Here is a 26,916-nt window from a genome sequence, read left to right on the forward strand (position 1 = left end):
TGCCCCTCTCAGGAGGGGTCGTATTTCAGATAAAGCGTCGACATCGGCGGCAGGTAGAGGTCGGCATAGGGGCCAAGCCCCTTCACCGTGCTCTCTTTGGCCACCACCCGGCCCTGGTTGCCCTTGTTGGTCCCGCCATACCAGCCGGCATCGGTATTGAGCCGCTCCACCCAGTTGCCGGCGAGCGGCATGGGCACGCGATAATTCTCGCGCGGCACCGGCGTCATGTTGGCGATCACCACCACCGGCTGCTCGCCCGGGGCCTTGCGCGCGAAGGCAAACACCGAGTTGGTGTGGTCGTTGCCGATCAGCCACTCGAACCCCTCCGGCTCGTTGTCGCGCGCATGCAGCGCCGGCAGCTCGCGATAGAGGGCGTTGAGATCGGTCACCAGCCGCCGCACGCCTTCATGCGCCGGCGCATCGAGCAGCCACCAGTCGAGTCCCCTCGCCTCGTTCCACTCCTCGCGCTGCGCGAATTCCTGGCCCATGAATAGGAGCTTCTTGCCCGGCCAGCCCCACATGAAGCCGTAATAGGCGCGCAGGCCCGCGAACTGTCCCCAGTCGTCGCCGCCCATCTTCGAAAGCAGCGAGCCCTTGCCGTGCACCACCTCGTCATGGCTGAGCGGCAGGATGAAATTCTCCGAATACGCATAGAGCGCGGCGAAGGTCATGTCGCCATGGTGGAAGCGGCGGTGGATCGGGTTGCGGCTCATGTAGCGCAGGGTGTCGTTCATGAACCCCATGTTCCACTTGAACCCGAAGCCCAGCCCGCCCTTGTCCGCCGGCGCCGATACGCCCGACCACGAGGTCGATTCCTCGGCGATCATCATCACGCCCGGATGCTGGCGATAAGCCTCGGTGTTCACCCGCTTGAGGAACTCCACCGCCTCGAGATTGTGGTTGCCACCGAACTGGTTGGGCACCCACTGCCCCGGCTGGCGCGAGTAATCGAGGTAGAGCATCGAGGCCACCGCGTCGACGCGCAGCCCGTCGAGGTGGAATTTTTCCAGCCAGTAGAGCGCGTTGTTGACGAGGAAGCTCACGACCTCCTGACGCCCGAAATTGTAGATCGCCGTGTTCCAGTCGGGGTGATAGCCCTGCCGCGGATCCTCGTGCTCGTAGAGCGCCGTGCCGTCGAAACGCGCCAGCCCGTGCTCGTCGGTGGGGAAGTGCGCCGGTACCCAGTCGAGGATCACGCCCAGCCCCGCCGCATGCGCGCTATCGACGAACCTGGCGAAGCTGTCGGGATCGCCGAACCGGGCGGTCGGGGCATACATCCCGGTCGGCTGGTAGCCCCAGCTCAGGTCGAGCGGATGCTCGGTGATCGGCAGCATCTCGATATGGGTGAAGCCGCTGTCGGCGGCATAGGGGATCAGCTGCTCGGCCAGCTGCTCGTAGCTCATGAACGAGCCATCCGCCCGCCGTCGCCACGACCCCATGTGCACTTCGTAGATCGAGACGGGCTTCCGCCGCCAGTCGGTCCTGGCACGCTTTTCGAGATAGGCCGCGTCCGTCCACTCGAACGGCTTGGGATCGGTGACCACCGAAGCCGTCTTTGGCCGCAGCTCCGACTGCCGCGCGAACGGATCGGCCTTGAGCGGCCGCAGGTCGCCGTCGGCGCCGACGATCTCGTATTTGTAGACTTCGCCCGGAGCGACCCCGGGGATGAACACTTCCCACACCCCGGTATTGATGCGCACCCGCATCGGGTGCCGCCGCCCGTCCCACTCGTTGAACGGCCCGACCACGCTGACGCGCCGCGCATTGGGCGCCCATACGGCGAAATGCGTGCCCTTCACGCCCTCGAACTCGATGGCATGCGCGCCGAGCTTGTCGAACAGCCTCAGGTGCGAGCCTTCGCCGATATAATAGTCGTCCATCGGCCCGAGCACCGGCCCGAAGCTGTATGGGTCGAGGACGTTCCACTCGCCCCCGTCATTGCGCGCGTGATAGCTGACCGGCATCCGGCCCGTCAGCTTCACCTCGCCCTCGAAGAAGCCCTCGCCACGAGGGCTCAGCTCTCCGAGGATCCGGCTGTCGAGCGTGCGCGCCGACACCGACTCCGCGTGCGGAATGAAGGTCCGCGCCACCCAGATATCCCCGACCTGGTGCAGGCCCAGGATCGAGAATGGATCGGAATGTCGGCCGGCAACGATCGCCTGGACGTCGCTGTCAGCCGCCTGCCACTTGGACTTGGTCACCCGTTAACCCCCGACCGGCACGCCCCAGATACCCTTGGCATATTCCGTGATCGTCCGATCCGAAGAGAACCAGGCGACATGCGCAGTGTTCCGGATCGCCATGGAATACCATTTGCGTGGGTTGTTCCAGACCTGGTCGACGCTGCGCTGCGCGGCGGCATAGGCGTCGAAGTCGCGCGCCACCATGAACCAGTCGTGGTCGTAGATGCCGCCGATCAGGTCGCGGTAGCGGTTCGGATCGTCGGGCGAGAACACGCCCGACGAAATCGCCTCCAGCGCCTCGCGCAGCATCGGCGAGCTGTCGATGGCCGAACGCGGCACTTCGCTGCGCTGGCGCTTCTCGGCCACCTTGTCCGCCGTCAGCCCGAAGATCATCATATTCTCCGGCCCCACCTGCTCCAGCATCTCGACATTGGCGCCGTCGAGCGTGCCGATGGTGATGGCGCCATTGGCCATGAACTTCATGTTGCCCGTACCCGAGGCCTCCATGCCGGCCGTCGAAATCTGCTCGGAAAGGTCCGCCGCCGGGATGATCGTCTCGGCGAGGCTCACGTTATAATTGGGCAGGAAAACCACCTTCAGTAGACCGCGAACAGCCGGGTCGTTGTTCACGACCGTAGCCACGTCATTGATCAACTTGATGATGAGCTTTGCGTTCCAGTAGCCCGGCGCCGCCTTGCCGGCGAACACCTTTACCCGCGGCACCCAGTCCCTTTCCGGGTGCGAGCGGATCATCGAGTATTGCGCCACCGCCTCGATAACGTTGAGCAACTGGCGCTTGTATTCGTGAATGCGCTTCACCTGCACGTCGAACAGCGCGTCCGGCGACACCACGATCCCCAGCCGGTCCTTGATCACCTGCGCCAGCCGCGCCTTGTTGGCCCGCTTCACCGCCTTGAACTGGTCCTGGAAGGTCGGATCGTCGGCATGCGCGTCGAGCCCGCTGAGCAGCTCCAGCTTGTCCTGGAATTCCGGCCCGATCCGCCCCGCGATCAGCTTGGTCAGCTCCGGATTGCACTGCATCAGCCAGCGCCGCGGCGTCACGCCGTTGGTCTTGTTGTTGATGCGCCCCGGATAGAGCCGGTCGAGATCGGCGAACAGCGTCTTCTTGACGAGGTCGGAATGCAGTGCCGACACGCCATTGATCGAGTGCGAGCCGACAAAGGCCAGCTGGCCCATGCGCACGCGCCGGCTGCCATGCTCGTCGATCAGCGACAGGTTGGCGATCTGGTTGTCTGTGAACCCGCCCATGGCGCGGGCCTCGCCCAGTACCTCGGCGTTGATGGCGTAGATCAGCTGCATCTGGCGCGGCAGCAACCGCTCCAGCAGCCCCACCGGCCAGGTCTCGAGCGCCTCGGGCAGCAGCGTATGGTTGGTGTATCCGAAGGTCGCCTTGGTCAGCTTCCAGGCCGCCGCGAACTTCATGCCGTGGATATCGATCAGGATGCGCATCAGTTCGGCGATCGAGATCGCCGGATGCGTGTCGTTGAGCTGGATCGCCACCTTGTCGGAGAGCGTCCCCAGGTCGCCATAGGCCTGCATGTGCCGGCGCACGATGTCCTGCAGCGAGGCCGAGGAGAAGAAGAACTCCTGGCGCAGCCGCAGCTCCTGACCCGACGGAGTCGAATCGGCCGGATAGAGCACGCGGGTGATCGCCTCGGCCTTGGCGCTCTCCTCGAGCGCGCCGATATGGTCGCCGGCGTTGAACTTGTCGAGCAGGATCGGGTCGATCGGCTGCGCCGACCACAGCCGGAGCGTGTTCACGCGCTTGCCGCGCCAGCCCACGATCGGTGTATCGAAGGCCACCGCCAGCACATGCTCGGCCGGCCGCCATTCGAGCCGCGTCGTCCCGTCGGGCTCGGGCACCGGCACCACCTGCCCGCCGAAGCCGACCTCGTAGCTCGACTCCCGCCGCTCGAACTCCCACGGGTTGCCATGGGCGAGCCAGGTCTCGGGCAGCTCGACCTGCCAGCCGTCGCTCATCTCCTGCCGGAACAGCCCATGCACGTAGCGGATACCGTAGCCATAGGCCGGGATATCGACCGTCGCCATCGACTCCATGAAGCACGCCGCAAGCCGGCCGAGGCCGCCATTGCCGAGCGCCGCGTCGGGCTCGAGGTTGATCATGTCGTCGATGTTGACGTTGAAGTTCTTCAGCGCCGCCCGGACATGCTCCATGACGCCGATATTGTTCATCGCGTCGCGCAGCAGCCGCCCGATCAGGAATTCGAGGCTGAGATAGTAGACGCGCTTGTTGGAGGTGCGCCAGGTCTCCCGGCTCGACTCCATCCACTGGTCGATGATGCGGTCGCGCACCGCATAGATCGTGGCCTTCAGCCAGTCGTGCGGACGCGCGACGATCGGGTCCTTGCCGATGAAATAGGTGAGCTTTTCAAGGATCTCGTCCTGCAGCGCCTCGGTGGTCAGGGCGCGCTTTTCGGGGACGGGAGCATCCAATACGAGGGGCTTTTGCGGCATTGTCGCAATCCGGCATCACAGTAATGACGTTCCCCTCTATACGGTCACTGTTGCACTGAAACGCCACCGTGGGAAGCCCCGATGAGAATGGTTCTAAGGCAGCGTGCCTAGAGCTTGGGCGATTGTTCTATTGGGCCGGTGAGGCACGCTGTCGCCAACTCACCGCGTCACCCCGGCGCAGGCCGGGGCCCATCCTGAGGTCTCTCCGCCTTCACGGCGCGCTGAAGCACCCCAGGCTGGATCCCGGCCTGCGCCGGGATGACACCGTGGCTTGGCCGGCATCGGTGCCGAAAGATACCCCCACCCCTGTCCCCTCCCCGCAAGGGGGAGGGAGACGCTCACACAGCGCACGGTACCAGCGGGACGAAGACTTGCGAACGCAGGTCACCTCCCCCCTTGCGGGGGAGGGACAGGGTGGGGGGTATCTTCCCGCACTGACCTTCGCGAAGAACGCGGCCCCTACCCCTTCGCGACCTGCGCCGCATCCTCCGGCGGCGGCATGACCGGCGTAGATGGCCCCGTCACCGTGCCGCTCTCGCGCGCCTGGTCCTGCGCGTTGGAGATCAGCAGGTCGCGGCCGGCCATCAGGCCGCCGACCATCTGCGCGGCGAAGCGTTGCCGATCGCGCTCGCGCACGCCCTCGATGATCTCGCCCACCTCGACCACGTCGACATCGAGCTGGCGGAGCGTTTCGGCGCCGAACTCGAGGGCACTCTCGAACACTTCGCGCAACTGGTAGTCGGCCCCCGCCTGGATCAGCTCCAGCGCATGACCGCGATCGAAGGCGCGCGCCATCACCTTGGCCAGCGGGAATTCCGATTTGAGCAGTTCGACGATGCGCGTCGCGTCTTCCTTCTTGTCGACGCAGACGAGGACGAGGTCGGCGTTGCCGGCCCCCGCGGCATGCAGGATGTCGAGCCGCGTGCCGTCCCCATAGTAGATCTTGAACCCGAAGGTCTGGGCCACCTGGATCATCTCGACGTCGTTGTCGATGATCGAGATGGTGTGCTGCCCCTTGGCGATGAGCGGCTGGCTGGCGATCTGCCCGAAGCGGCCGAAGCCGATCAGCAGCACGTTGCCGCTCAACCCCTCCGGGATCTGCTCGACATCCGCCAGCGATTGCCTGGGCTTGGGCACGATCTTCAGCAGCATGGTCGAGAACGGCGTCAGCACCATCGAAATGATCACGGTCGCCGTCATCATGGCGTTCATTTCGGCCGTCATCAGCCCGCCCGCCGTCGCCGTGGTGAACAGCACGAAGGCGAACTCGCCGCCCTGCGCCATCAGCACCGCGCGTTCGATCGCATCGCGATTGTCGGACTTGAGCAGACGCGCGATGGCGTAGATCGTGCCGCCCTTCACCAGCATGTAGAGCACCACCGCAATCGCGATGAAGCTCCAGTTGGCCGCGACCACGTTGAGGTCCAGCGACATGCCGACGGCAAGAAAGAACAATCCCAGCAGCAGGCCGCGGAACGGCTCCACATCCGCTTCCAGCTGGTGCTTGAAGGTCGAGGTCGAGAGCAGCACGCCGGCGAGGAACGCACCCATCGCCATGCTGAGCCCACCCGCATCGAGGATCAGCGCCGCACCCAGCACCACCAGCAGCGCCGCTGCCGTCATGATCTCCCGCGCCTTGGATTCGGCGAGGATGCGGAACACCGGATTCAGCACCCAGCGGCCGGCGAAGATCACCGCGACCAGCGAGCCCGCCCCCACGCCCACGCTAATCCAGCGCTGCATCACGGTCTGCTCTGCATCGACCCCGGGCGACAGGAACGCAACCATCGCCAGCAGCGGTACGATCGCAAGGTCCTCGAGCAGCAGGATGGACACCATCTTCTGCCCCGCCGGTGACTGCAGCTCCCCGCGTTCGCTGAGGATCTGCATGACGATCGCCGTCGAGGTCATCACGAAGCCCAGCCCGCCCACGAAGGCGATGGCCGGCGGCAGCTGCAGCACGAACATGCCGACCAGCGTCAGTAGCAGCCCGCATAGCCCGACCTGCAACACACCGAGCCCGAAGATCTGCTTGCGCAGCCCCCACAGCTTGGCCGGCTCCATCTCGAGCCCGACGATGAACAGGAACAGCACCACGCCCAGCTCGGCTGCGTGCAGGATGCCCAGCGGATCATGTACGAGCCCCAGCCCGAACGGTCCGACCGCGAGCCCCGCCGCGAGATAGCCCAGCACCGAACCGAGCCCCAGCCGGCGGAACAGCGGCACCGCGATCACACCTGCAGCCAATAGCGCCACGACCTGTACCAGGTCGACGCCGCCGCCATGTGCCACCGCCTCCGCCGCCTGCGCTACCGCTTCGCCTGCCATCGCTCACCCGTGCTTGTTGGAAGCCCGCAAACTGCGGTCTGGTCCGCCGGGCGTCAAGGCTGTCCATTGGGCTAGTGTACGGGCTACTGGGCCGGCGCGGCCCGCTTCCGTGGCGTGCGCTTGGGTGCGGCGGTCTTGGGGGGCTGCGGAGGCGGCGCCAGGGGTTCGGCCTGCTCGACATCGTGGCGGGTCTTCTCGTTCACCAGCCGCCGTTCCTTGCGCGGCGGCAGCTGCCGCACCGGCAGGATGTGGGTGATGGTCGAGAGCAGGATCAGCAGCGAGGGCACCGCGATCAGACCGCCGATCGGCCCCCACGCCCACAGCCAGAAGGTCAGCGACAGAAAGATCAGGAACGGATTCACCGTCATCGTCGCGCCGAGCAGGTTCGGCGTCACGAAATTGCCCTCCACGAAATTGACTGCCCAGTACAGCACCACCGGCAGCACCGCCGCCTCGAGACCGCCGCCCGTCCCGAGCCCGGCAAGGAACAGGATCAGCGCCATGAACGCCTGCCCGACGAACGGCACGTAGTTGAGCACCGCCGCCATCGCGCCCCACAGGATCGGCGACGGCATGCCGATGCCCCACATCAGCACCGTCACCACGACCCCGACGCCCACGTTGACCATGGTGATGGTGAGCAGGTAGCGCGACACCTTCTGCTCCACGTCGCGGAACACATGCGCCGTGCGCCAGCGCATGCGCCGCGAAAAGCACAGCGACAGCGTCGCGATGCGGATGTTCTCGCGCGTGGCGAGGAAGAAGTAGAGCGAGACGAGGAAGACCAGCACCTGCGCGAGAAAGGCCGGCGCCATCAGCGCGATGCCGGTGACGGCGCTGCCGTCCTCGACCCGCACCTCCATGCCTCCCGACCCGCCCAGCACGCCCTTCACCTGCTCCTGCAGGTTGCCCAGCGCTGCCAGCGGCTCCTGCCAGTTCTGCATCTCGGCCTGCAGGTGCTCCCAGATCACCGGAATGCGCTCGGCCCACTCGCTCAGCGGCCCGTAGAACAGCGCCCCGCCCGAGACGATCACCAAGAGGAACAGCACCACCACCAGTCCCGCCGACACCCCCTCGGGCACGCCGCGATTCTCGAGCAGGTCGGCCACCGGCCCGAACACCAGCCCGATCATGATGGCGAGAAACACCGGCGCGAGGATCACCTGCGCCTCGCGGATCGCCACGAACGCGACCACGATGCCGATCGCCACCGTTGCCATCTTGGCAGCATTGCCGAGCACGCGCTCGAAATTGGTTCTCTCGATGTCCCTCGTCAGCCCCTTGCGGCGCTCGCCCGTAACCTGCTTCGTGACCATGTTGCTCCCTTCGCCGCGCTGCAACAAACGCAGTGCCGGCACTTGGCGTTCCCGCGCGTCCTCAGATCAGCGCCGCGGATGCCGGAAGGATGCCGCAGCCCGTCGACGCCGACCGAGCCGCCCGCTAGCATGCCGCCGGAATCAATCTCTGAGGGACCCGGGCTAAACCCATGGCGCGCAAGATCATTATCGACACCGACCCCGGCCAGGACGATGCCGTCGCCATCCTCATGGCCCTCGCCTCGCCCGCCGATTTCGATGTCCTCGGCATCGTCGCGGTGGCCGGCAACGTCACCCTGGCCCAGAATGCCCGCAACGCGCTGAAGGTGGTCGAGCTCTCCGGCCGCAAGGACATCGCCGTCTATGCCGGCTGCGAGCGCCCGATGCGCCGCACCCTCGTTACCGCCGAGCACGTGCACGGCGAAACCGGCCTCGACGGCCCCGACCTGCCGGCGCCCAAGCTGCAGCTTGAACCGCAGCACGGCGTCGATTTCCTGATCGAGGCGCTGCTGACGCACGAGGCCGGCACGGTGACGCTCGCCACCCTCGGTCCGCTCACCAATGTCGCCATGGCCATGATCAAGGAACCGCGCATCATCCCGCGCATCCAGGAGATCGTGATGATGGGCGGGGGCTATTTCGAGGGCGGCAACATCACGCCCGCCGCCGAATTCAACATCTATGTCGATCCCGACGCCGCCGACGTCGTGTTGCGCTCGGGCGTGCCGATCGCCATGCTGCCTCTCGACGTCACCCACATGATGCTCTCGACCCAGCCCCGGCTCGACCGCATCCGCGCCCTCGGCAACAGGGCCGGCGACGCGGTGGTCAAGATGCTGACCTTCTCCGAGCGCTTCGACATCGCCAAGTATGACAGCAAGGGCGCGCCACTGCACGACCCCTGCGTCATCGCTTACATGCTCGATCCAGACCTATTCCAGGGCCGCCACATCAACGTCGTGATCGAAACATCGAGCGAACTGACCGTCGGCATGACCGTCGCCGACTACTGGGGCGTCACCGGGCGGGTGAAGAACGTCACCTATCTCCGCTCCGGCAACGCCGACGGCTTCTACGACCTGCTCACCGAGCGCCTCAGCCGGCTGCCCTGAGGCTACGCGCCTCGCGCACGCTGAGCCACACCGCCGTCACGAGGAAATAGATCGCGCCGAAGGCGGCATAGCCGGCGATCAGCGCGATGCCGGGATTGGGCATGGTGCCCGCGGAGAACACGAAAAAGCCGCCCGCCAGAGCCGATTGCGCGCCGCTCAACACCATCGCCCACTGCCCGCCCGAGGCCCAGCGCCGCACCGCGGTGACGAGCTGCAGCACCCCACTCAGGATCGCCCACACGCCGAACACCACGACCACCGCCGTCATCCCCTGCCCCAGCGCCACGATCACCGCCAGCGTGGTGATGGCGCTGACGACCACATTGAGCAGATGCGAGCCGTTGCGCGCGAGCCCGCCATTGCGTTGCGCGTCGACCAGGTTCGCGACCGCATCCCAGGCCGGATAAATCACCAGCAGCACCGCCGCGATCGCCGGGTTGAGCGGCGCCAGCACGAACGCCGCCGCCACCCAGGCGACGGAAAAGCCGAAACGCACAAAAGCATAGGTCTTGAGCCAGCCGGCATTGCCCGGCAACTCAGTCTTGTTCGAGGCATTCATCTGATTGACCTTCTAGTAGGTAGGTTGAGAGAGCGTGTTTAGTCCGATCGATCGAGTGGGCCGCCATATCCTCCCCTGCGCAGCGGGGGAGGGGGACCAGCGAAGCTGGTGGAGGGGGCGACCCCACGCACCGCCCTACCCGCCTGCCCCGTCGAGAGTTCGTCAGCTAGCCATGAGCCGATCCAGCATCGGCCTGACGATCAGCCCGAAGATGGCTGGCGTCCCATAGGCGCGGGCCGACAGCATCGCCCCATGCACAATGGCCATGATGGTCTCTGCCTCGGCCTCGGCCGTCCCGCTGATCCTAAGCCTGCCCTGCTGCACGCCCCGCGCCACCACCTCGGTGAGCCAGCCGGCCAGCAACCGGAAATGCGCCTGCACCTCCACCGCGACTTCCGGCGGCAGCGCCGGCAGCTCCGCCGCGAGTTGCGCGCCGAGGCAGAACGGCATGCTGCCATCTTCGATGCACGCTTCCCACGTCGCGATATAGGCACGCAGCTGCGCCGGGGCATCAGGCGACACCGCCTCGAACTGGGCCAATCCGGCCGCCAGATCCTCGCGATACCCGGCGACCAGCGCCCGCACCAGATCGGCCTTGGCCGGAAAATGATGGTGGATGCTCGGCTTGCGGATGCCGACCACCTCGGCAATGTCCGCATAGCTGAAACCATTATAGCCGCCCGCGATAACCAGCTCGCGCGCCGTCTTCAGGATTCGTTCTGCCGTCTGCTGTTCCATGACGACTTATCTACCTATCAGTAGGTAGATTGTCAAGGTCGCGCGATTATGGGCGGGGATTGGTGAGTGCCCGCCCCCCACCACTGGGTCATCCCCGCGAAAGCGGGGATCCCCGTTTGACCGCACCCGCCGAAAACAGAGATTCCCGCTTTCGCGGGAATGACACCGTGGCTTGGGCGAATGGCGACCTGAATCCGCCGCGCCCGACGCCGTCGGCTCGCCGAACGCCGCGTGGCGAAAGCGCCGCCCCAACACCGCCACGAACACGGCCTGCAATGGCTGCGTACCGAGGGAGGATCGCATGCGCCTGCTTCTCGCCGCCCTGTCGCTCGCTGTCGCCGCGCCCACGCTGGCTGCCGAGCACACAGTCAAATTCCCCGCCGGCACCACCGGCACCACGCTGTCCGGCAGCGTCACCGGCGACGCCTCCGAGACCTACTATCTCGGCACCGGCGCCGGCCAGGTGATGGCCGTGAGCCTCCACCCCGACAATGCCGGCTGCTATTTCAACGTCTACGCGCCCGACGCCTACCCAGAGGCCATCTACAACGCCTCGATCGATGGCAACGACTTTACCGGCACCACCGCCACCGCCGGCGACTACCGCGTCGATGTCTACCTGATGCGCAACGAAGCCCGCCGCGGCGCCACCTGCACCTACACCATCGATTTCGCCATCGCCGCCGACGATGCCGCCGCCTCGAGCGCCGCGCCCGCTCCCGGCCAGCCGGTACCGCCCGACAGCATGGTCGCCTACTGCGTCGGCGAGGTCGCCGGCCAGTACGGCACGCGCCCCATCTACGTCACCCCGGGCGAGCTGCTCTGGTCCCCCGATGGCAGCGCCAGCATCGACGGTACCGTCGATAAGGGCAGCGAGGGCATCAAACAGTTCCGCTGCCGCTACGATACGAACAATGTCTTCATCGACGTGATGGCGCTGACCAGCGACGGCGAGTGATCCGAGCGCCCCTTCCCCGCCCTAGCAAATCCATAACCCGCAGGCGCTACCCTCGCCATGATGAGGGACAGCGAGCTCAGGACGAAATACCCGATCCTCCGCCGCAGCCGGCGCCGGACGCCCGCGGTCGTGGTCGTCGACGAGCGCCCGCATTTCGTCATCCGCATGGGCTGGCTCTGCCGGCTGGTCGTCGCCGCCTTCGCGCTGATCTACGCCGGAACGCTGCTGTGGAACGGTATCGGACTTGTCGTCCAGGGCGGCGAGCCCGTGCCGCTCGCCGGCGTCACCCTCGTCGTCATCGGCCTGCCCTGGACCCTGGGCGCCGCCATGTTTCCCGATCAGTGGCAACCGCTCGCCGCCGCCCTCGCCCCTGGGCTGACCCTGCTCTTCCTGTTCGCCGCCTGCCAACGCCGCAAGTGATTTTAGGTCAGCAATGCTGACGCTATTGCCTTCCGGCCGCGCCCGCAGTAAACCGTTGCGCCTTCCGGAGCGTCGCCATGGACATTGTCACCCTCATCGCCTTCACCATAGCCTATGCCATTGCCGTCATCGTGCCCGGCCCCGGCGTTGCAGCCGTGGTGGCGCGGGCGCTGGGCGGCGGCTTCCGCTCGGCCTTCCCCATGGTGCTCGGCATCCTCGCCGGCGACCTCGTCTATCTCGTCTTCGCCCTGTTCGGCCTCGCCGCCATCGCCACCTGGTTCGGTCCGATCTTCGTCGTGGTGAAATGGGCCGGCGCGCTTTATCTGCTCTATGTCGCCTGGCAGTTCTGGAGCGCCAAGCCCGGCACCGAGCAGATCGGCGCCAAGCGCGAGGAGAGCGCCTGGAAGACCTTCCTCGCCGGCTTCGCCCTCACCATGGGCAACCCCAAGACCATCGTCTTCTACCTGGCGCTGCTGCCCACCGTGATCCCGCTCGACCGCCCGATCACCCCGCTCGGCTTCCTCGAGCTCACCGCCATCGTGGTGGTCGTCCTCCTCGCCATCGGCTGCGCCTATGCCGGCCTCGCCGCCGCCGCCCGCGACTTCTTCCGCTCCAGCCGCGCCCTGCGCGCCCTGAACCGCACCGCCGGCGTGATCATGGCCACCGCGGCAGCACTGGTGATCGTGCGGGAGTAACCCCTCTTATCCTCCCCCGTTCACGGGGGAGGGGGACCAGCGAAGCTGGTGGAGGGGGCGGCCACAGGCACAGCCCCTCAACCCTTCGCCTTCTTCACCGGCTGCCCCGCCTGCTTTGCCTTGCCTTTGGCCGCTGGCTTTGCAGGTGCCTCGTTCTTCAGCTTCAGCCGTACCCGTCCAGAGCCCTCGTCATTGAGCTCCAGGCTTGCAATCTTGCGCACCAGATCACTGACCTTCTTGAACCCGTAGGTCCGCGGATCGAAGTCGGGAGCCAGATTGACGACCTGATTTCTGACCGAACTGAGCGCCACCCAACCGCCATCGGTCTCCATCTCGCCCATCGCCCGCTTGAACAGCCGTTCCGCATTGGCGATTGGCTCCAAAGGGGGCTTGGCCGTTTCAGGCGTCCCCGCCTTGGCTGGCGCATCCGGCAGCAGATTCTCTGTGTAGATGAACCTGCGGCACGCTTGCTTGAAGCTCTCGGGCGTCTTCTGCTCGCCGAAGCCATAAACATCGACGCCCTCTTCGCGGATGCGCGAAGCGAGCCGCGTGAAATCGCTGTCCGATGACACGAGGCAGAAGCCCGAGAACCGTCCGCTGTGCAGTAGGTCCATCGCGTCGATCACCAGCGCGATATCCGACGCGTTCTTGCCCTTCACATAGGCGAACTGCTGCTGTGGCAGGATGGCGTAGCGCGTCAGTACATCCGACCATGGCTTCGATTGCGGGCTGGAAAAGTCGCCGTAGATGCGCCTGACGCTGGCTTCCCCCAGCTTGGCAATTTCCTCGAACAGGCCCTCGGCGATCTTGGCCGATGCGTTGTCCGCGTCGATCAACACCGCCAGTCGCTTCGTACTGTCTCCATTCGCCACGTCATCCTCCTCAAAGGCAGGACAATCCTAGCGCGGTTCCGGGGCGGCGAGCACAACCGCCTGCCGATATGTCTTACCGTTCCCTACCGCACCACCGCGCTCGCCGCCGCCAACCCCCAGGCCAGCAGCTCCTTTGCCCGGCCTGGCGTCACGCCCTCGACATAGCAGCGCAACTCCGGCGCATTGCCCGAGGCGCGGTAGTGCACCGTGTCGCCGGAGACCAGCGAGAACCGCAGCCCGTCAATGCTCGAGACGCTCTGCACCTCGCCCACCGGCGCGAAGAATTCCCGGGCATAGTCGGGCTCCTCGCCCAGCCGCTTGAGCAGCGCCGCGCTCCGCTCGCTCGCCACATGCGCCAGGCGGTCGGCGAGCGCCGCGCGCACCGGCAGCGTCTTCACCAGCCCCGCGAGGTTCTCGCCGAGCTTGGCCGCCGTCGCCAGCACCGCTAGCATCGGCAGCACTGCATCGCGTGTCGGCAGCGCGGTGATTGTCTTGCCGTTCACCACCACATCGCTGCCGAGCAGCGTGCCGCCATTGGCCTCGAACCCGACCACCGCGCCGGGCGAACCCTGCGCCGCCGTTTCCATGCCCTCGATCACGAAGGGCGAGCCGACCTTCGTGCGATCCACCCGACCGAACCAGCCCACACCCTCGATCGCCGAGTTCGAGGTCACCGGCGTCACCACCCGGTCGGCGCCGAGGAACCGTGCCGCGATCATCCCCAGCACGTCGCCGCGCAAGAACTCGCCGGCTCCGTCGATCACCAGCGGCCGGTCGGCATCGCCGTCGGTCGAAACGATGGCGTCGAGCTTGTGTTCGTCGATCCAGCCAAAGCGCGGCTCGAACAGCGCATCCGAGAACGCCTCGGTATCGACCGCGACGAATTCTTCCGAGCGCCCCAGCCGCACCACTTCGGCGCCGGCGCGGGTGAGGAACGACACCAGCAGGTCGCGCGCCACCGAGGAATGCTCGAACACCCCGATGCGCCAGCCAGTGAGCGCGGTGACGTCGAGCAGCCCGCGATAGCGCTGCCGGTAGCGGTCGCCCGCCAGCGCAGTCTCGTCTTCCGCCCTGCCCTCGCCCTCCGGAACCGTCTCGCTCAGCGCCGCGGCAATCCCGGCCTCGTCGGCCTTCGTGATCTCGCCCGTCGCGGTGTAGAATTTCAGCCCGTTGCGGTCGGCCGGGATGTGGCTGCCCGTCACCATGATCGCCGCCCCGCCATTGGCCATGGCGTGGAGCGCCAGCGCCGGCGTCGGCAGCGCCCCGCAATCGACCGGCACCAGCCCCGCCGCCCGGATCGCCACCGCGCAATCCTCGAGGATCGCGGCGCTCGAAGCACGCAAGTCGCGGCCCAGATACACCCGCTTGCCCGCCGCCGTGCCAAGATGAGCGAGGAACGCCGCCGTGTAGCGCCGCGCCGCGCCGCCGACGAGATCGGTGGCGAGCCCGCGCAAGCCGCTGGTGCCGAACTTCAGTGAATCCATGCCGCACTCCTCAACACCTTTGCAGCCTTCTCATGGGCTTGCCGTCGCATGCAAGCAGTTCGGGCCGCGTTCAGGAGGCATTAATGATTGGTTCATCATAGCGCTCCACATTGGTCAGCATGATTGTCGAGAAGCGCTCCATGAACTGGCTGCCGCGCGCGTCGGTATACGACGAGATGCAGGCCAATGCCGCCAAGCGCCGCGCCGGCCTCAGGGCCGATCTCGCCAATTCCGCCAACACCAATGCGGCGCTGATCTCGGGCAATACCGACAGCTCGGGCGCGGTGAACCTCACCATCCAGATCGCCACCCAGCGCCTGCGCAGCGGCGTCAAACCCAGGATCTGACCGCCCCCTAGCGCCTTGCGCGGCATGGGCAATTTGCCCATCCTGCGGCCATGTCCCTGATCGATTTCTTCAACCGCGAAGTCACCCTCGTCGCCCGCGAGATACTCGGCGCCGAGCTCCTCGTCGATGGCGTCGGCGGCCTCATCACCGAGGTCGAGGCTTATCACCCGAGCGATCCCGCCTCGCATTCCTTCCGCGGCCCCACCCCGCGCAATGCCTCGATGTTCCTCGGCCCCGGCTTTGCCTATGTCTACCGCTCCTACGGCATCCACTGGTGCCTGAACTTCTCCTGCGCCGGTGCCGCCGCCATCCTCCTCCGCGCCCTCGAACCCACTGCGGGCATTGAGAAAATGGCCGAGCGCCGTGGCCTCGCCGACCCGCGAAAACTCTGCACCGGCCCGGGCAAGCTGGCCCAGGCGCTCGCCGTCACCCGGGCCCATGATGGCCTCCGCCTCGATGGCCCGCCCTTCACCATCCGCCTGCCGCAGGTCGCGCGGCCGGTCGTCGTCGGCCCGCGCATTGGCATCACCAAGGCCGTCGAGGTCCCCTGGCGATTCGGCATCGCCGGCTCGGCCTTCCTGAGCCGCGCTTTCCGCCCCGGGTGACGCGATGCCGCGCCGGGTTTCCCTTTGGCTTCGCTTCCATTAGGTTGCGCCCGAAACGGACAAGGAGATGCCTGTGCAGGTCGACGCGCTGATCAAGGAATTGCTGGCCACCGGCAGCATGAACGAGGACACCACCGCCGACCTGAATCGCTGGCTGGCCGAGCACGAAGCCGGCACGCTCCACGCCGATGACGCAGCCTATATCGCGGCCCTGCATGCGAAGGTCACCGGCGCCCCGATCCCCGAAGCGATCGAGACCGCCCCGGCCGAGCCGGCCCGCCTCGATGGGCTGACCCTCGAGGATTGGCGTGATCGCGCCCTGCGCGCCGAAGCCGAACTCGCGGCCCTCAAGGACAGCGTCGCGCCCACAAGCGCCTGATTCCTCACGCAGCTTTGACCGCCCCCGGCTGGTCAATCCCCACCGCCTCGCGTTGAGTTATGCTCAACCCGGGAGACGAGGATGCGGACCATGCTGCGACTGACGAGTTTTGCCGTGCTTATGCTCACCGTCTTCGCCAGCCCGGCGGCGGCGCAGCCGGTCGCATTGACCGCCGAGGCGGTCGTCGAAAATCTCGACCAGCCGCTTTTCGCCGTCGCGCCCTCGGACGACCCGCGGCTTTTCGTGGTCGAGCAATCGGGCGCCATCCGCATCGTCGCCGACGGCAACCTGCTCGAGGCGCCCTTCCTCGACCTCAGCGGCAATGTCTCGACCGGCAACGAGCAGGGCCTGCTCGGCCTCGCCTTCCACCCCGACTACGCCAGCAACGGCCGCTTCTTCATCAATTACACCGACTCGGCCGGCAACACCCAGGTCGTCGGCTATACCGTCTCGTCCGATCCCAACGTCGCCGACCCCGGCTCGGCCCAGACCCTGCTCAGCGTCGACCAGCCCTACTCCAACCACAATGGCGGCTGGCTGGGCTTCGGGCCGGATGGCTATCTCTACATCGGCATGGGCGATGGCGGCGCGGCCGGTGACCCCGAGAACCGCGCCCAGAAACCCGACGAGCTGCTCGGCAAGATTCTGCGCCTCGATGTGAACGGCGCCGCACCCTACGCCATCCCGCCCGAAAACCCCTTCGCCAATGGCGGCGGCGCGCCGGAAATCTTCGCCCTCGGCGCACGAAATCCCTGGCGCATCTCCTTCGACGGCAACGATATTTTCATCGCCGATGTCGGCCAGAACGCCTGGGAGGAGATCAACGTCATCACCACCGGCGACGCCGGCGCCAACCTCGGCTGGAACATCGTGGAAGGCCCCGAATGCTACGGCGCCGACACCTGCGAGCAGTCCGACTTCGTCGCCCCGGTCCACGCCTATTCGCACGCCGAAACCGGCGGCTGCTCGGTCACCGGCGGCTATGTCTACCGCGGCGCGGCCATCCCGGAACTCGCCGGCCATTATTTCTTCGCCGACTATTGTACCGGCATGATCCAGTCCTTCCCCTGGGCCGACGGCGCAGCCGGCGCGGTCACCGACTGGACCGAACAGATCGGCCAGCTCGGCAACGTGACCTCGTTCGGCAGCGACAGCGCCGGCGAGCTCTACATCACCACCGGCGAAGGCGGCCTCTTCCGCGTGGTGAAATCGCAATAGCGCAACCGGTTGACGCCCGCCCCCCGGCTGCTATGTCAGGCGCCGAGGGCCCATAGCTCAATGGTTAGAGCCGACCGCTCATAACGGTCTGGTTCCAGGTTCGAGTCCTGGTGGGCCCACCATCACCCTTCCGGCGGACCGATGCTTGTCCGTCGCTCCAGCGCCATTGCGCCGGCGATGAAGATGATGGCCGCCCCTACGATCGTCCACAGGTCCACCGTCTCCTGGAACAGCAGGAAGGCGATGATGATCGCGGCCGGCAGCCGCAGGAAATCGAGCGGCATCAGCACCGTCGCCTCCGCCAGCGAGTGCGCCGCCACGTAGCAGAGCTGGCACAGCGCCGCGAGTGCGCCCTGCAGCACCAGCAGCAGGATTACGTCCTGTGACGGCCACACCCACACGGGGATCGCGGTCACGAGCGCGATCGGCACCGAAATGATCAGGTTGAGCGCCACGATGCCGGCCGCGGGTTCGCGTGACGAACTGTACTTCATCAGCAGCGTCACCGCCGCCGCCATGATGGCCGCCACCAGTGCCACGATCGCCCCGGCCTCGCCGAGCCCGTCGCTGGGCCGCACCACCACCAGCACGCCGACAAAGCCCAGCGCCAGCCCGAGCAGCCGCCGCCTCCCCGCGCTGTCGCCGAACCACAGCATCGCCCCGATGATGACGAACAGCGGCGAGGCAAAACCGATCGCCGTCACCGTCGCCAGCGGCAGCATGGTGATGGCGAACATCAGCGTCACGATGCTCACCAGCTTGAGCACGGCCCGCAGGATGTGCAGCGGCAGGTGCGTCGTGCGCAGCGGGATGCGCTTGCCGATGACGAAGGGCAGCATCACCACCAGCGCGAAGAGGCAGCGGAAGAAGTAGATCTGCAGCGGGTGGAGTTCGCCCGCGACGATCTTGACGATCGCCCCGTCCACCGCCGTCAGCGACGCGCCCAGCACCATCAGCAGGCTTGCCTGGACGACGGCGGCGTTGCCTTGCGCCGCTGGTTTCATGCTCGCCGTCCCCTCGGCCACGATGACGGCCGGATGTCAAGATTTGTACGCCTACCGTACATCTGGAATGGACAATACGGGCACTTACGCACATGCGGTTTAGTCCAGTTTCTCTCGGTATTCCGCCGAATACAAGCCACCAGAAGGGACCACGGCCATACACCTACGTCGCATAGATGTAAAAACAGTTTGCATCTTTTTCCGGTTCTGCCATTCTCCCCCGCAACGTCGGAGGAGGTCAGATGGCGCCAGTTGCTGCAACCGAGCGTACGGGGGGACAGATCCTCGCTGACCAGCTGTTGCTGCATGGTGCGCGCATGGGCTTTTGCGTGCCCGGCGAGAGCTACCTGGCCCTGCTCGACGCGCTCTACGACGCCCGCAACCAGTTCAAGCTGGTCAACGCGCGGCACGAGGCCGGCGCCGCCAATATGGCCGAGGCCTATGGCAAGCTGAGCGGCCAGCCCGGCATCTGCATGGTCACTCGCGGCCCCGGCGCGACACATGCCGCGGTCGGCGTCCACACGGCCTTCCAGGACTCGACCCCGATGATCCTGATCGTCGGGCAGGTCGCCCGCGAGGCCGCGGGCCGCGAGGCGTTCCAGGAGATCGACTACCGCGCCATGTTCGGTGGCGTCGCCAAATGGGTCACCGAGGTGCAGCAGGCCGAACGCATCCCCGAACTGGTCAGCCGCGCCTTCCACGTCGCCACCTCGGGCCGCTCCGGCCCGGTGGTGCTGGCCTTCCCCGAAGACGTACTCACCGAACTGGCGACCGTGCCGGATGCCGTGCCCTACCAGCCAGCCAAGCCCCGCGCCGCCGATAGCGACATCCGGCGCTTCGAGAAGCTGCTGGCCGCCGCGCAGCGCCCGCTGCTCCTCGTCGGCGGCGGCGACTGGACCGATGCCTCGGCTGCGGCGATCACCAGCTTCGCCGAGCGCGCCGACATCCCGGTCATCTGCTCCTTCCGCCGGCAGGATGTCGTCGACAACGACTCTCCCGCCTTTGCCGGCGAACTCGGCACTTCCGGTCCGCCCACCCTGCCCGGCCGTGTCCGTGAGGCCGACCTTGTCGTCGCCATCGGCGCCCGGCTCGGTGAGATCACCACCCAGGCCTACGCCATCATGGCCGTGCCCGAGCCGGTGCAGACCTTCGTTCATGTCTATCCCGAGGCCGACGAACTCGGCCGCGTCTTCACCCCTGACCTGCCTATTGTCGCGAGCTCCGCAAGCTTCGCCGAAGCCCTCGCCGCCCTCGATGTGGCGCCCGTTGCCACCCGCGCCGACTGGCGCGAGACGCTGCGCCGCGAGTATCTCGATGCCGCCACCATCCCGCCCGCGACGATGGAGCTCGACCCGGCGACAATCATCGGCGAGTTGCAGCGCCAGCTGCCCGAGGATGCGGTGATCACGCTCGATGCCGGTAACCACACCGGCTGGCCCCAGCGCTTCTTCCGCTTCGGCCGCCCCGGTCGCGAGATCGGGCCGACCAGCGGCGCCATGGGCTACAGCGTGCCCGCCGCCGTCTCCGCCGCGATCAGCACCGGCCGCACCGTGATCGGCTGCGTCGGCGATGGCGGCTTCATGATGACCGGGCTGGAGGTCGCAACCGCGGTGCAGTATGGCGCCGCCCCGATCATCCTCATTTTCAACAACCGCATGTACGGCACCATCCGCATGCATCAGGAGCGCGAATATCCGGGTCGCGTCATCGGCACCGACCTGCCGGCGCCCGATTTCGTCGCGCTCGCCCGCTCCCTCGGCGCCGATGCCGAGCGGATCGAGCGCACCGAACAGTTCGCACCCGCCCTCGCCGCCGCGCTCGCCTCGCGCCGCGCCACGGTGCTCGAGCTGATGTGCGACCCGCGCCAGATCACCACGCGTGCCCGCCTCAAGGGCGAGCCGTGACATCGACTACCGCCCGGACAAGGACGAACAGGTCCGCCGGGCGCCACAGGGATGGACTAACCACACTCGCCCGCATCGCGAGCAGCAATCCCGCCGCGCGGCCCGCCCCGCCGGTGGCGGCCATGGAGGAGGGGCATAGCTGACTGCACCGCTTGCAGATCAACGGGAGGAAAAGTTGAAACTGACATGGAACCGACTGGCGCCTGCGGCGCTGGCGCTGTCTCTCGGCATCACGCCGGTCGCAGCACTCGCTCAGGACGACACTGCCATCACCATCGCTGCCTGGACCGAGCCCGATACGCTCGACCCGTGCGAGAACGGCCATGCCGCGATGAGCCTGATCACCAAGAACAACATCTCCGAGTCGCTGGTCGATCGCAACGCGACCACCGGCGAGCTCACGCCAAGGCTTGCAACCTCATGGGAGCTGATCGACGAGGATACCTGGCGCGTCAAGCTGCGCGAGGGCGTCAGCTTCACCGATGGCACCCCGTTCAACGCCGAGGCAGTGGTGTGGAGCATCGAGCGCGGCATGCGCGACGACTTCATCTGCTCGGTCACCACCAAGGCCTTCACCACCTTCAAGCTGACGGCCGAAGCGGTCAACGAGTACACCGTCGACATCACCGCCGACCGCCCTGCCCCGATCCTCGACCTGGGCTTTGCGGTCTATCCGATGATGTCACCCAAGACCGAGCAGACCACGCTCACCCGCAACCCGGTCGGCACCGGCCCCTACGTCCTCAAGGAATGGACTTCGGGCGTGCAGGTCGTGCTCGATCGCAACCCCGACTACTGGGGCGAGCAGCCGCAGGTCTCGCAGGTGACCTACGTGTTCCGTAACGAACCGGCCGTGCGTGCCGCCATGGTGGAAGCCGGCGAGGCCGACATCGCGCTCGAAATCTCCGAGCAGGATGCGACCAACCCCAAGACCGACTTCTCCTACTTCAACACCGAGACCACTTGGATCCGCATCGACGACCGCTTCCCGCCCTTCACCGACGCGCGCGTGCGTGAAGCGCTGGCCCTGTCGATCGACCGCGAAGCCATGCTCGGCTCGGTCCTGCCGGCCGACTCGATCCTCGCCGCCCAGCTGCCGCTGCCGGCCATCAACGGTCACAACCCCGATATTCCGCAGCGGCCGTTCGATCCAGAACGCGCCAAGCAACTGCTCGCCGAGGCTCAGGCCGACGGCGTCGACACCAGCGTCTCCATCCGCTTCCCGGGCCGCATCGGCGTGTTCGCCAATGCCGAGGAAGTCATGGAGGTCATCGCCCAGATGATCAACGATGTCGGCTTCAACGTGCAGCTCGAGATGATGGAACGGGCCCGTCACGCCAACTACCAGGCCCGCCCCTTCCCCGAGGATGTGGGGCCGAACATCAACCTGATCATGTCGGACAATGACCGCGGCGACGCCTCGTTCAGCCTGGGCAACTTCGAGTCGACCGGCAACCAGTCGGCGACCTTCAACCAGCCCGAGCTGGACAAGATCATCAACGACTCGATCGTCCTGACCGGCGAGGAGCGGACCGCTGGCTTCCGCAAGGCCTTGGCGTATGTCCAGGAGAACACCATCGCCGTGCCACTGTTCTATATGGTGTCCTTCGCCCGGGTATCCGAACGGCTCAACTGGGTCCCGACCTCGGAGACGGCCACCCAGATCGTCGTCCAGAACATGACCTTCAAATAAGGCCCTTGCGGCACGCGGACGGCCCGTCCCCCGCGTGCCGTTTCTTCTGACGAAGGCCGGAGGGAAGCATCATGCTCCAGTTTATCCTGCGCCGTGCACTGCACTCGCTCATCGCCCTGGTGGGCCTGCTGATCGCGGTGTTCGTGCTGACGCGACTGACCGGCGACCCGGCCGCGCTCTATCTGCCCGAGGAAGCCTCGGCCGAGCAGCGTGCCGCCTACGCCGTCCAGATGGGCTATTCCGATCCCATCTACATGCAGTTCTTCCGCTACGTCGAAGGCCTGTTGCATTTCGATTTCGGCATCTCGATGCGCCAGCAGCGCTCCGCCATGGTCGCCGTGTTCGAGGCCGTGCCGACGACGCTCCTGCTCTCAACACTGGCGCTGACCATCACTGTCGTGGTCGCCGTAGTCGTCGGCACCCTCGCCGCCAGCCGGCCGGGCGGCCTGTTCGATCGCCTCGCCACCACGCTTTCGCTGGCCGGCGCCAGCGCCCCCGACTTCTGGATCGCCATCGTCGGCATCCTGCTCTTCGCCGTCGCGCTCGGCTGGCTGCCCACCTCCGGCATCGGCGGTCCGGAATACTGGGTCATGCCGGTGATCGTCGTCGCGCTGAGGCCCACGGGCCTGCTCACCCAGGTGGTGCGCGGCACCATGATCAGCGTCTTGTCATCGCCCTATGTGAAGACCGCCAAGGCCAAGGGCCTCGGCCGCCGCGCCATGCTCGGCCATGCCCTGCGCAGCTCGTGGCTGCCGATCATCACCGTCGCCGGGGACATGGCCGTGGGCATGATCAACGGCTCGATCATCGCCGAGACCGTGTTCGGCCTCAACGGCATGGGCAAGACCCTGATCGATGCCATCCTGCAGCGCGATTTCGCCGTGGTGCAATCGGCTGTGCTGGTCATCGCCATCGCCATCTTCATCCTCAACATCGCGATCGACATCCTCTACGGGCTCGTCGATCCGCGCATCCGCTACACCCGGTGACCATGAGCACTCTCACAGCACCTGCGCGTCCGCGGCGCGAGAAATCCATCACGCTCTTCCGGATGCTCCTGCGCGATCCGTTCGCCACCGTATCGGCGATCTTCATCGCCATCCTCGTCCTCCTCGCCATCTTCGGCCCGTTCTTCCTGTGGGACGCGGCGACCGAGATGAGCCTGCGCAAGCGTAACCTGGCGCCCTTCTCGCTCGACCAGGGCTTCATCTACATCCTGGGCGCCGACAGCCTGGGCCGCAGCATGATCGCGCGCCTCATCGTCGGTGCGCAGACCAGCCTCTCGATCGCCGCCGGCGCCGTGCTTGCGGCGATGACGCTGGGCGGACTTATCGGCATCGTCGCCGGTTATGTCGGCGGCTGGGTCAACACCATCATCATGCGGCTGACCGACATCGTCATCAGCTTCCCCAACCTGCTGCTGGCGCTGATCGTGCTCTACATCATCGGCCCGAGCCTGTTGAACGTCGTCGCCATTCTCGCGCTCGGCGCCATGCCGCTCTACATCCGCACCGCGCGCGCCGAAACGTTGGAAATCCGCGAGCGCATGTTCGTCAGCGCCGCCCGCACGCTCGGCGTCGGCACCTTCGCCATAGTCATACGGCACATCCTCCCGCTGGTTGCGCCTACGCTCACCACGGTGGCGGCGGTCAACTTCGCCTCGGTCATCCTCGCGGAGTCCGGACTCAGCTTCCTCGGCCTCGGCATCCAGCCTCCGGAATTCTCGTGGGGGGCCATGGTGGCCGCCGGCCGCCAGTACCTGCAGACGGCCTGGTGGCTGTCCTTCTTCCCCGGCCTGATGATCATGGCGACGACGCTGTCGCTCAACCTGCTGGCCAGCTGGCTGCGTACCGTCACCGACCCTCAGCAGCGCTGGCGGCTCTCCATCGCCCGGAGCAACCGCCGATGAGCCAGCACCTGCTCGAGGTCAGAAACCTCAACGTCCGCTTCCTCACCGAGAAAGCGCCGATCGAGGTGCTGCATGATGTCAGCTTCCACATCGACCGCGGAGAGACGCTCGTCGTCCTCGGTGAAAGCGGCTCGGGAAAAAGCGTCACCGCGGCCGCGATCATGGACCTGCTGGATCGCCCGCCCGCCGAGATCACCAGTGGCGAGATTCTGTTCAACGGCAAGGACCTGCTCAAGCTTTCGGAAGCCGAGCGCGAGAAGGTCAACGGCCGCAGGATCAGCATCATCTTCCAGGATCCGCTGGCCCACCTCCACCCGCTCTATACCATCGGCCGCCAGGTCGCCGAGGCGATGATCGTCCACGGCGCCGCGCCCAAGGGCGAGGCCTGGCAACGCGCCGTGGACCTGCTGCGGCGGGTCGGCATTCCCGAACCCGAGCGGCGCGCTCACCAGTATCCGCACCAGTTCTCGGGCGGCCAGCGCCAGCGCGTGATGATCGCCATGGCGATGATCCTCAAGCCCGACCTCTTGATCGCGGACGAGCCGACCACTTCGCTCGACGTCACCGTGCAGCGCGAAATCCTCGCGCTGCTGCAAGAAACGACGAGCGAGATGGGCATGGCGGTGATGCTCATCACCCACGACCTGTCGGTCGCCGCCAACATGGGCGACCGCGTCGCGGTGATGCAGGGCGGCCGCATCGTGGAAACCGGCCCGACCCGCCGGGTCTTCGATGCGCCCGAGCACCCCTACACCAGGAAGCTGCTCGATGCCCGCCCAGATGGCGTCGCCAGCACCAAGGAGGCGGCGCGTGGTGCCGACGAGCTGCTGCGCGTCGAGCACCTGTTCAAGGACTATTTCGTCCCGCGCGGCTTCGTCAGCCCTGGCGTTATCCATGCCGTGAACGACGCCAGTTTCACCGTGGCGCGCGGCGAAACCCTCGCCATCGTCGGCGAATCCGGCTCGGGCAAATCGACGCTGGCACGCCTGCTCATGCTGCTCGATTCAACCACCAGCGGCAGCATCTACTATCGCGGCAAGAACCTGCTCGAGATGGACGGCAAGGACCAGCGCCGGTTGCGCCGCAACCTGCAAATGGTGTTCCAGGACCCCTACTCGTCGCTCAACCCCGGCCTCACCGTCCGCCGCATCATCTCTGAGCCGTGGACCGTGCACCGGGACATCCAGCCGCGCGAGCGCTGGGACGAGCGCGTCGCCGAACTGCTTGGCCTCGTCGGCCTCGCCCCCGAGCATGCCGACCGCTACCCGCATGAGTTCTCCGGCGGCCAGCGCCAGCGCATCGCCATCGCCCGGGCGCTCGCCTGCGAGCCCGAGCTCATCATCTGCGACGAGGCGGTCTCGGCGCTCGATCTGTCGATCCAGGCACAGGTGATCGCGTTGCTGGCCGACCTGCGCGACCGGCTCGGCCTGTCCTACATCTTCATCTCGCACGACCTGCACGTGGTGAAGCATTTCGCCAATCGCGTGCTGGTGATGAAGAACGGCGACATAGTCGAGCAGGGCCAGACCCACGCCGTGTTCAACAACCCGCAGCACCCCTACACGCAGCGCCTGGTCAACGCGACCCCGCGCCCCAAGTGGGAGGACGACCAGGAAGACCACAAGGAAAGCGAGCCCAGCCTGTGAACGCGCCCCTCCCCAACGAGCAGCACTTTGCCGCCGATCCGCTACAGGATTGGGCCGCCAAGGTTCTCGCCGCCTGCCGCATGCCCGAGGCCGAAGCCCGCATCGCCGCCGATGTGCTGGTGCGCACCAGCCTGCGCGGTGTCGACACGCACGGCATCTCGCGCCTGCCCAACTACGCGGACTCGCTGCGCGACGGGAGCATCAACCCGACGCCGAGGCACGGCGCCGAACTGCGCAACGGCATGATGCACTACGAGGGCGATCGCGGCCTCGGCCAGTTCATCGGCGTCGCCGCCGTGCAGGCCGCCATCGAGCAGGCCCGCACGCAGGCCACCGTTACCTGCCTGATCCATCGCTGCGGCCATCTCGCGGCGCTCGGCAGCTATGTGCTGCCCGCCGCGGAAGCCGGTCTCGTCGCCTTCATGGCGCAGGCCACGCAACCCTGGATGGCCCTGCCCGGCTGGACCAAGCGCGCCATCGGCAACAACCCGCTCGCCTTCGCTGTCCCCCTGCCCGGCCGGCCCGCGCTGGTATTCGACATGGCCGCCAGCGTCGTCGCCCGCGGCTACCTGCGCCAGGCCATCCGCGAAGGCACACCGGTGCCCGAGGGCTGGGCGCTCGCGCCGGACGGCTCACCCACCACTGACGCCGACGCCGCCTGGGCCGGCGCCGTGCTGCCGACCGGCGGCTACAAGGGCATGGGCCTTGCCATGCTGGTGCAGACGCTGGTCAACAGCCTGCAGGGCAACACCGCCTCGGTGAACTCGGGCACCCGCGACGGCACCGCCAGCATGGGTGGCTTCCTGATGCTGATCAATCCGGCCCTCGTCGACGACGCTTTCGGCGCCGATGTCGACACCTGGCTCGGCGTCTACGAGGACGCGGCAGCAACCGGCGATGGCCGTTACCCCGGTGAACGCGCCGCGGAGTCCGAAGCCAGGCGCCGCAAATCGGGCGTGCCGATTCCGCCGGTGCTGCTGCAACAGCTCAAGGACACCGGCACCTCGACCGGCGTGCCGTTCACGCTGCACCCACTCTGAGTTCCGGCCC

At 66.7% G+C, this 26,916-nt stretch carries 23 protein-coding genes and 1 tRNA gene; 15 read left to right on the top strand and 9 right to left on the bottom strand.

What is annotated here, in order from left to right:
- Positions 1-8 precede the first annotated feature (8 nt).
- The 4 genes from glgB to AC3A6I_RS11865 all read right to left on the bottom strand — a co-directional run bounded on the left by glgB (position 9) and on the right by AC3A6I_RS11865 (position 8,323).
- Positions 9-2,201: a 1,4-alpha-glucan branching protein GlgB gene (glgB, locus tag AC3A6I_RS11850; protein ID WP_487543905.1), complete on the bottom strand. Its 2,193-nt coding sequence runs from the start codon at positions 2,199-2,201 to the stop codon at positions 9-11.
- Positions 2,202-2,204: 3 nt separating this feature from the next.
- Positions 2,205-4,679: a glycogen/starch/alpha-glucan phosphorylase gene (locus AC3A6I_RS11855; protein ID WP_487543906.1), complete on the bottom strand. Its 2,475-nt coding sequence runs from the start codon at positions 4,677-4,679 to the stop codon at positions 2,205-2,207.
- A gap of 459 nt (positions 4,680-5,138) precedes the next feature.
- Complete coding sequence (locus tag AC3A6I_RS11860; protein ID WP_487543908.1) at positions 5,139-7,007, bottom strand: monovalent cation:proton antiporter-2 (CPA2) family protein; 1,869 nt, start codon at positions 7,005-7,007, stop codon at positions 5,139-5,141.
- A gap of 83 nt (positions 7,008-7,090) precedes the next feature.
- On the bottom strand, positions 7,091-8,323 hold the full coding sequence (locus tag AC3A6I_RS11865; protein ID WP_487543909.1) for an AI-2E family transporter: 1,233 nt from the start codon (positions 8,321-8,323) through the stop codon (positions 7,091-7,093).
- Positions 8,324-8,493: 170 nt separating this feature from the next.
- On the opposite strand from AC3A6I_RS11865, the gene AC3A6I_RS11870 reads away from it, so the two are divergent.
- Positions 8,494-9,435: a nucleoside hydrolase gene (locus AC3A6I_RS11870; RefSeq protein ID WP_487543910.1), complete on the top strand. Its 942-nt coding sequence runs from the start codon at positions 8,494-8,496 to the stop codon at positions 9,433-9,435.
- Here the strand turns inward: AC3A6I_RS11870 and AC3A6I_RS11875 are convergent.
- On the bottom strand, positions 9,419-9,994 hold the full coding sequence (locus AC3A6I_RS11875) for a DUF308 domain-containing protein (protein ID WP_487543911.1): 576 nt from the start codon (positions 9,992-9,994) through the stop codon (positions 9,419-9,421). The genes AC3A6I_RS11870 and AC3A6I_RS11875 overlap by 17 nt on opposite strands.
- A gap of 162 nt (positions 9,995-10,156) precedes the next feature.
- Entirely contained in the window at positions 10,157-10,732 is a 576-nt protein-coding gene (locus tag AC3A6I_RS11880; protein ID WP_487543912.1) for a TetR/AcrR family transcriptional regulator, read from the bottom strand.
- Between the two features lie 301 nt (positions 10,733-11,033).
- Here AC3A6I_RS11880 and AC3A6I_RS11885 point away from each other — a divergent pair, with 301 nt between their 5' ends.
- The 3 genes from AC3A6I_RS11885 to AC3A6I_RS11895 all read left to right on the top strand — a co-directional run bounded on the left by AC3A6I_RS11885 (position 11,034) and on the right by AC3A6I_RS11895 (position 12,805).
- Positions 11,034-11,690: a hypothetical protein gene (locus AC3A6I_RS11885; RefSeq protein WP_487543913.1), complete on the top strand. Its 657-nt coding sequence runs from the start codon at positions 11,034-11,036 to the stop codon at positions 11,688-11,690.
- A 57-nt stretch (positions 11,691-11,747) separates the two neighbouring features.
- The gene (locus AC3A6I_RS11890; RefSeq protein ID WP_487543914.1) at positions 11,748-12,110 is read left to right on the top strand and encodes a hypothetical protein; all 363 of its coding nucleotides are present in this window, start codon (positions 11,748-11,750) and stop codon (positions 12,108-12,110) included.
- 77 nt (positions 12,111-12,187) lie between these two features.
- Positions 12,188-12,805 (top strand): LysE family translocator, encoded by a 618-nt coding sequence (locus tag AC3A6I_RS11895; RefSeq protein WP_487543915.1) that lies wholly within the window; start codon positions 12,188-12,190, stop codon positions 12,803-12,805.
- Positions 12,806-12,882: 77 nt separating this feature from the next.
- Here the strand turns inward: AC3A6I_RS11895 and AC3A6I_RS11900 are convergent, their stop codons facing one another.
- Both AC3A6I_RS11900 and AC3A6I_RS11905 read right to left on the bottom strand, forming a co-directional pair.
- Entirely contained in the window at positions 12,883-13,677 is a 795-nt protein-coding gene (locus AC3A6I_RS11900) for an NYN domain-containing protein (RefSeq protein ID WP_487543916.1), read from the bottom strand.
- Positions 13,678-13,760: 83 nt separating this feature from the next.
- Positions 13,761-15,161 (bottom strand): phosphomannomutase, encoded by a 1,401-nt coding sequence (locus AC3A6I_RS11905; protein ID WP_487543917.1) that lies wholly within the window; start codon positions 15,159-15,161, stop codon positions 13,761-13,763.
- A gap of 140 nt (positions 15,162-15,301) precedes the next feature.
- On the opposite strand from AC3A6I_RS11905, the gene AC3A6I_RS11910 reads away from it, so the two are divergent.
- The 5 genes from AC3A6I_RS11910 to AC3A6I_RS11930 all read left to right on the top strand — a co-directional run bounded on the left by AC3A6I_RS11910 (position 15,302) and on the right by AC3A6I_RS11930 (position 17,832).
- Complete coding sequence (locus tag AC3A6I_RS11910) at positions 15,302-15,508, top strand: hypothetical protein (RefSeq protein ID WP_487543918.1); 207 nt, start codon at positions 15,302-15,304, stop codon at positions 15,506-15,508.
- A 50-nt stretch (positions 15,509-15,558) separates the two neighbouring features.
- Complete coding sequence (locus AC3A6I_RS11915; protein ID WP_487543919.1) at positions 15,559-16,113, top strand: DNA-3-methyladenine glycosylase; 555 nt, start codon at positions 15,559-15,561, stop codon at positions 16,111-16,113.
- A gap of 67 nt (positions 16,114-16,180) precedes the next feature.
- On the top strand, positions 16,181-16,492 hold the full coding sequence (locus tag AC3A6I_RS11920; RefSeq protein ID WP_487543920.1) for a hypothetical protein: 312 nt from the start codon (positions 16,181-16,183) through the stop codon (positions 16,490-16,492).
- Between the two features lie 90 nt (positions 16,493-16,582).
- Positions 16,583-17,710: a PQQ-dependent sugar dehydrogenase gene (locus AC3A6I_RS11925; protein WP_487543921.1), complete on the top strand. Its 1,128-nt coding sequence runs from the start codon at positions 16,583-16,585 to the stop codon at positions 17,708-17,710.
- 46 nt (positions 17,711-17,756) lie between these two features.
- A tRNA-Ile gene (locus tag AC3A6I_RS11930) sits at positions 17,757-17,832 on the top strand.
- Here the strand turns inward: AC3A6I_RS11930 and AC3A6I_RS11935 are convergent.
- Positions 17,833-18,714 carry a DMT family transporter gene (locus tag AC3A6I_RS11935; protein ID WP_487543923.1) on the bottom strand — a complete coding sequence of 294 codons (882 nt, stop codon included), beginning with the start codon at positions 18,712-18,714 and terminating at the stop codon, positions 17,833-17,835.
- 242 nt (positions 18,715-18,956) lie between these two features.
- Here AC3A6I_RS11935 and AC3A6I_RS11940 point away from each other — a divergent pair, with 242 nt between their 5' ends.
- From AC3A6I_RS11940 to AC3A6I_RS11965, 6 genes are all read left to right on the top strand, one after another.
- Positions 18,957-20,618 carry a thiamine pyrophosphate-dependent enzyme gene (locus AC3A6I_RS11940; protein ID WP_487543924.1) on the top strand — a complete coding sequence of 554 codons (1,662 nt, stop codon included), beginning with the start codon at positions 18,957-18,959 and terminating at the stop codon, positions 20,616-20,618.
- Positions 20,619-20,793: 175 nt separating this feature from the next.
- Positions 20,794-22,311 (top strand): ABC transporter substrate-binding protein, encoded by a 1,518-nt coding sequence (locus AC3A6I_RS11945; RefSeq protein WP_487543925.1) that lies wholly within the window; start codon positions 20,794-20,796, stop codon positions 22,309-22,311.
- Positions 22,312-22,382: 71 nt separating this feature from the next.
- Positions 22,383-23,300: an ABC transporter permease gene (locus AC3A6I_RS11950; protein WP_487543927.1), complete on the top strand. Its 918-nt coding sequence runs from the start codon at positions 22,383-22,385 to the stop codon at positions 23,298-23,300.
- 2 nt (positions 23,301-23,302) lie between these two features.
- Positions 23,303-24,220, top strand: a complete 918-nt coding sequence (locus AC3A6I_RS11955; RefSeq protein WP_487543928.1) for an ABC transporter permease — start codon at positions 23,303-23,305, stop codon at positions 24,218-24,220.
- Entirely contained in the window at positions 24,217-25,866 is a 1,650-nt protein-coding gene (locus AC3A6I_RS11960; protein ID WP_487543929.1) for an ABC transporter ATP-binding protein, read from the top strand. Before AC3A6I_RS11955 ends, AC3A6I_RS11960 begins: the two co-directional genes overlap by 4 nt.
- On the top strand, positions 25,863-26,906 hold the full coding sequence (locus AC3A6I_RS11965) for an Ldh family oxidoreductase (protein ID WP_487543930.1): 1,044 nt from the start codon (positions 25,863-25,865) through the stop codon (positions 26,904-26,906). Before AC3A6I_RS11960 ends, AC3A6I_RS11965 begins: the two co-directional genes overlap by 4 nt.
- Positions 26,907-26,916 lie beyond the last annotated feature (10 nt).

The sequence above is a fragment of the Devosia sp. Soil_C_22 genome, assembly GCF_057657195.1.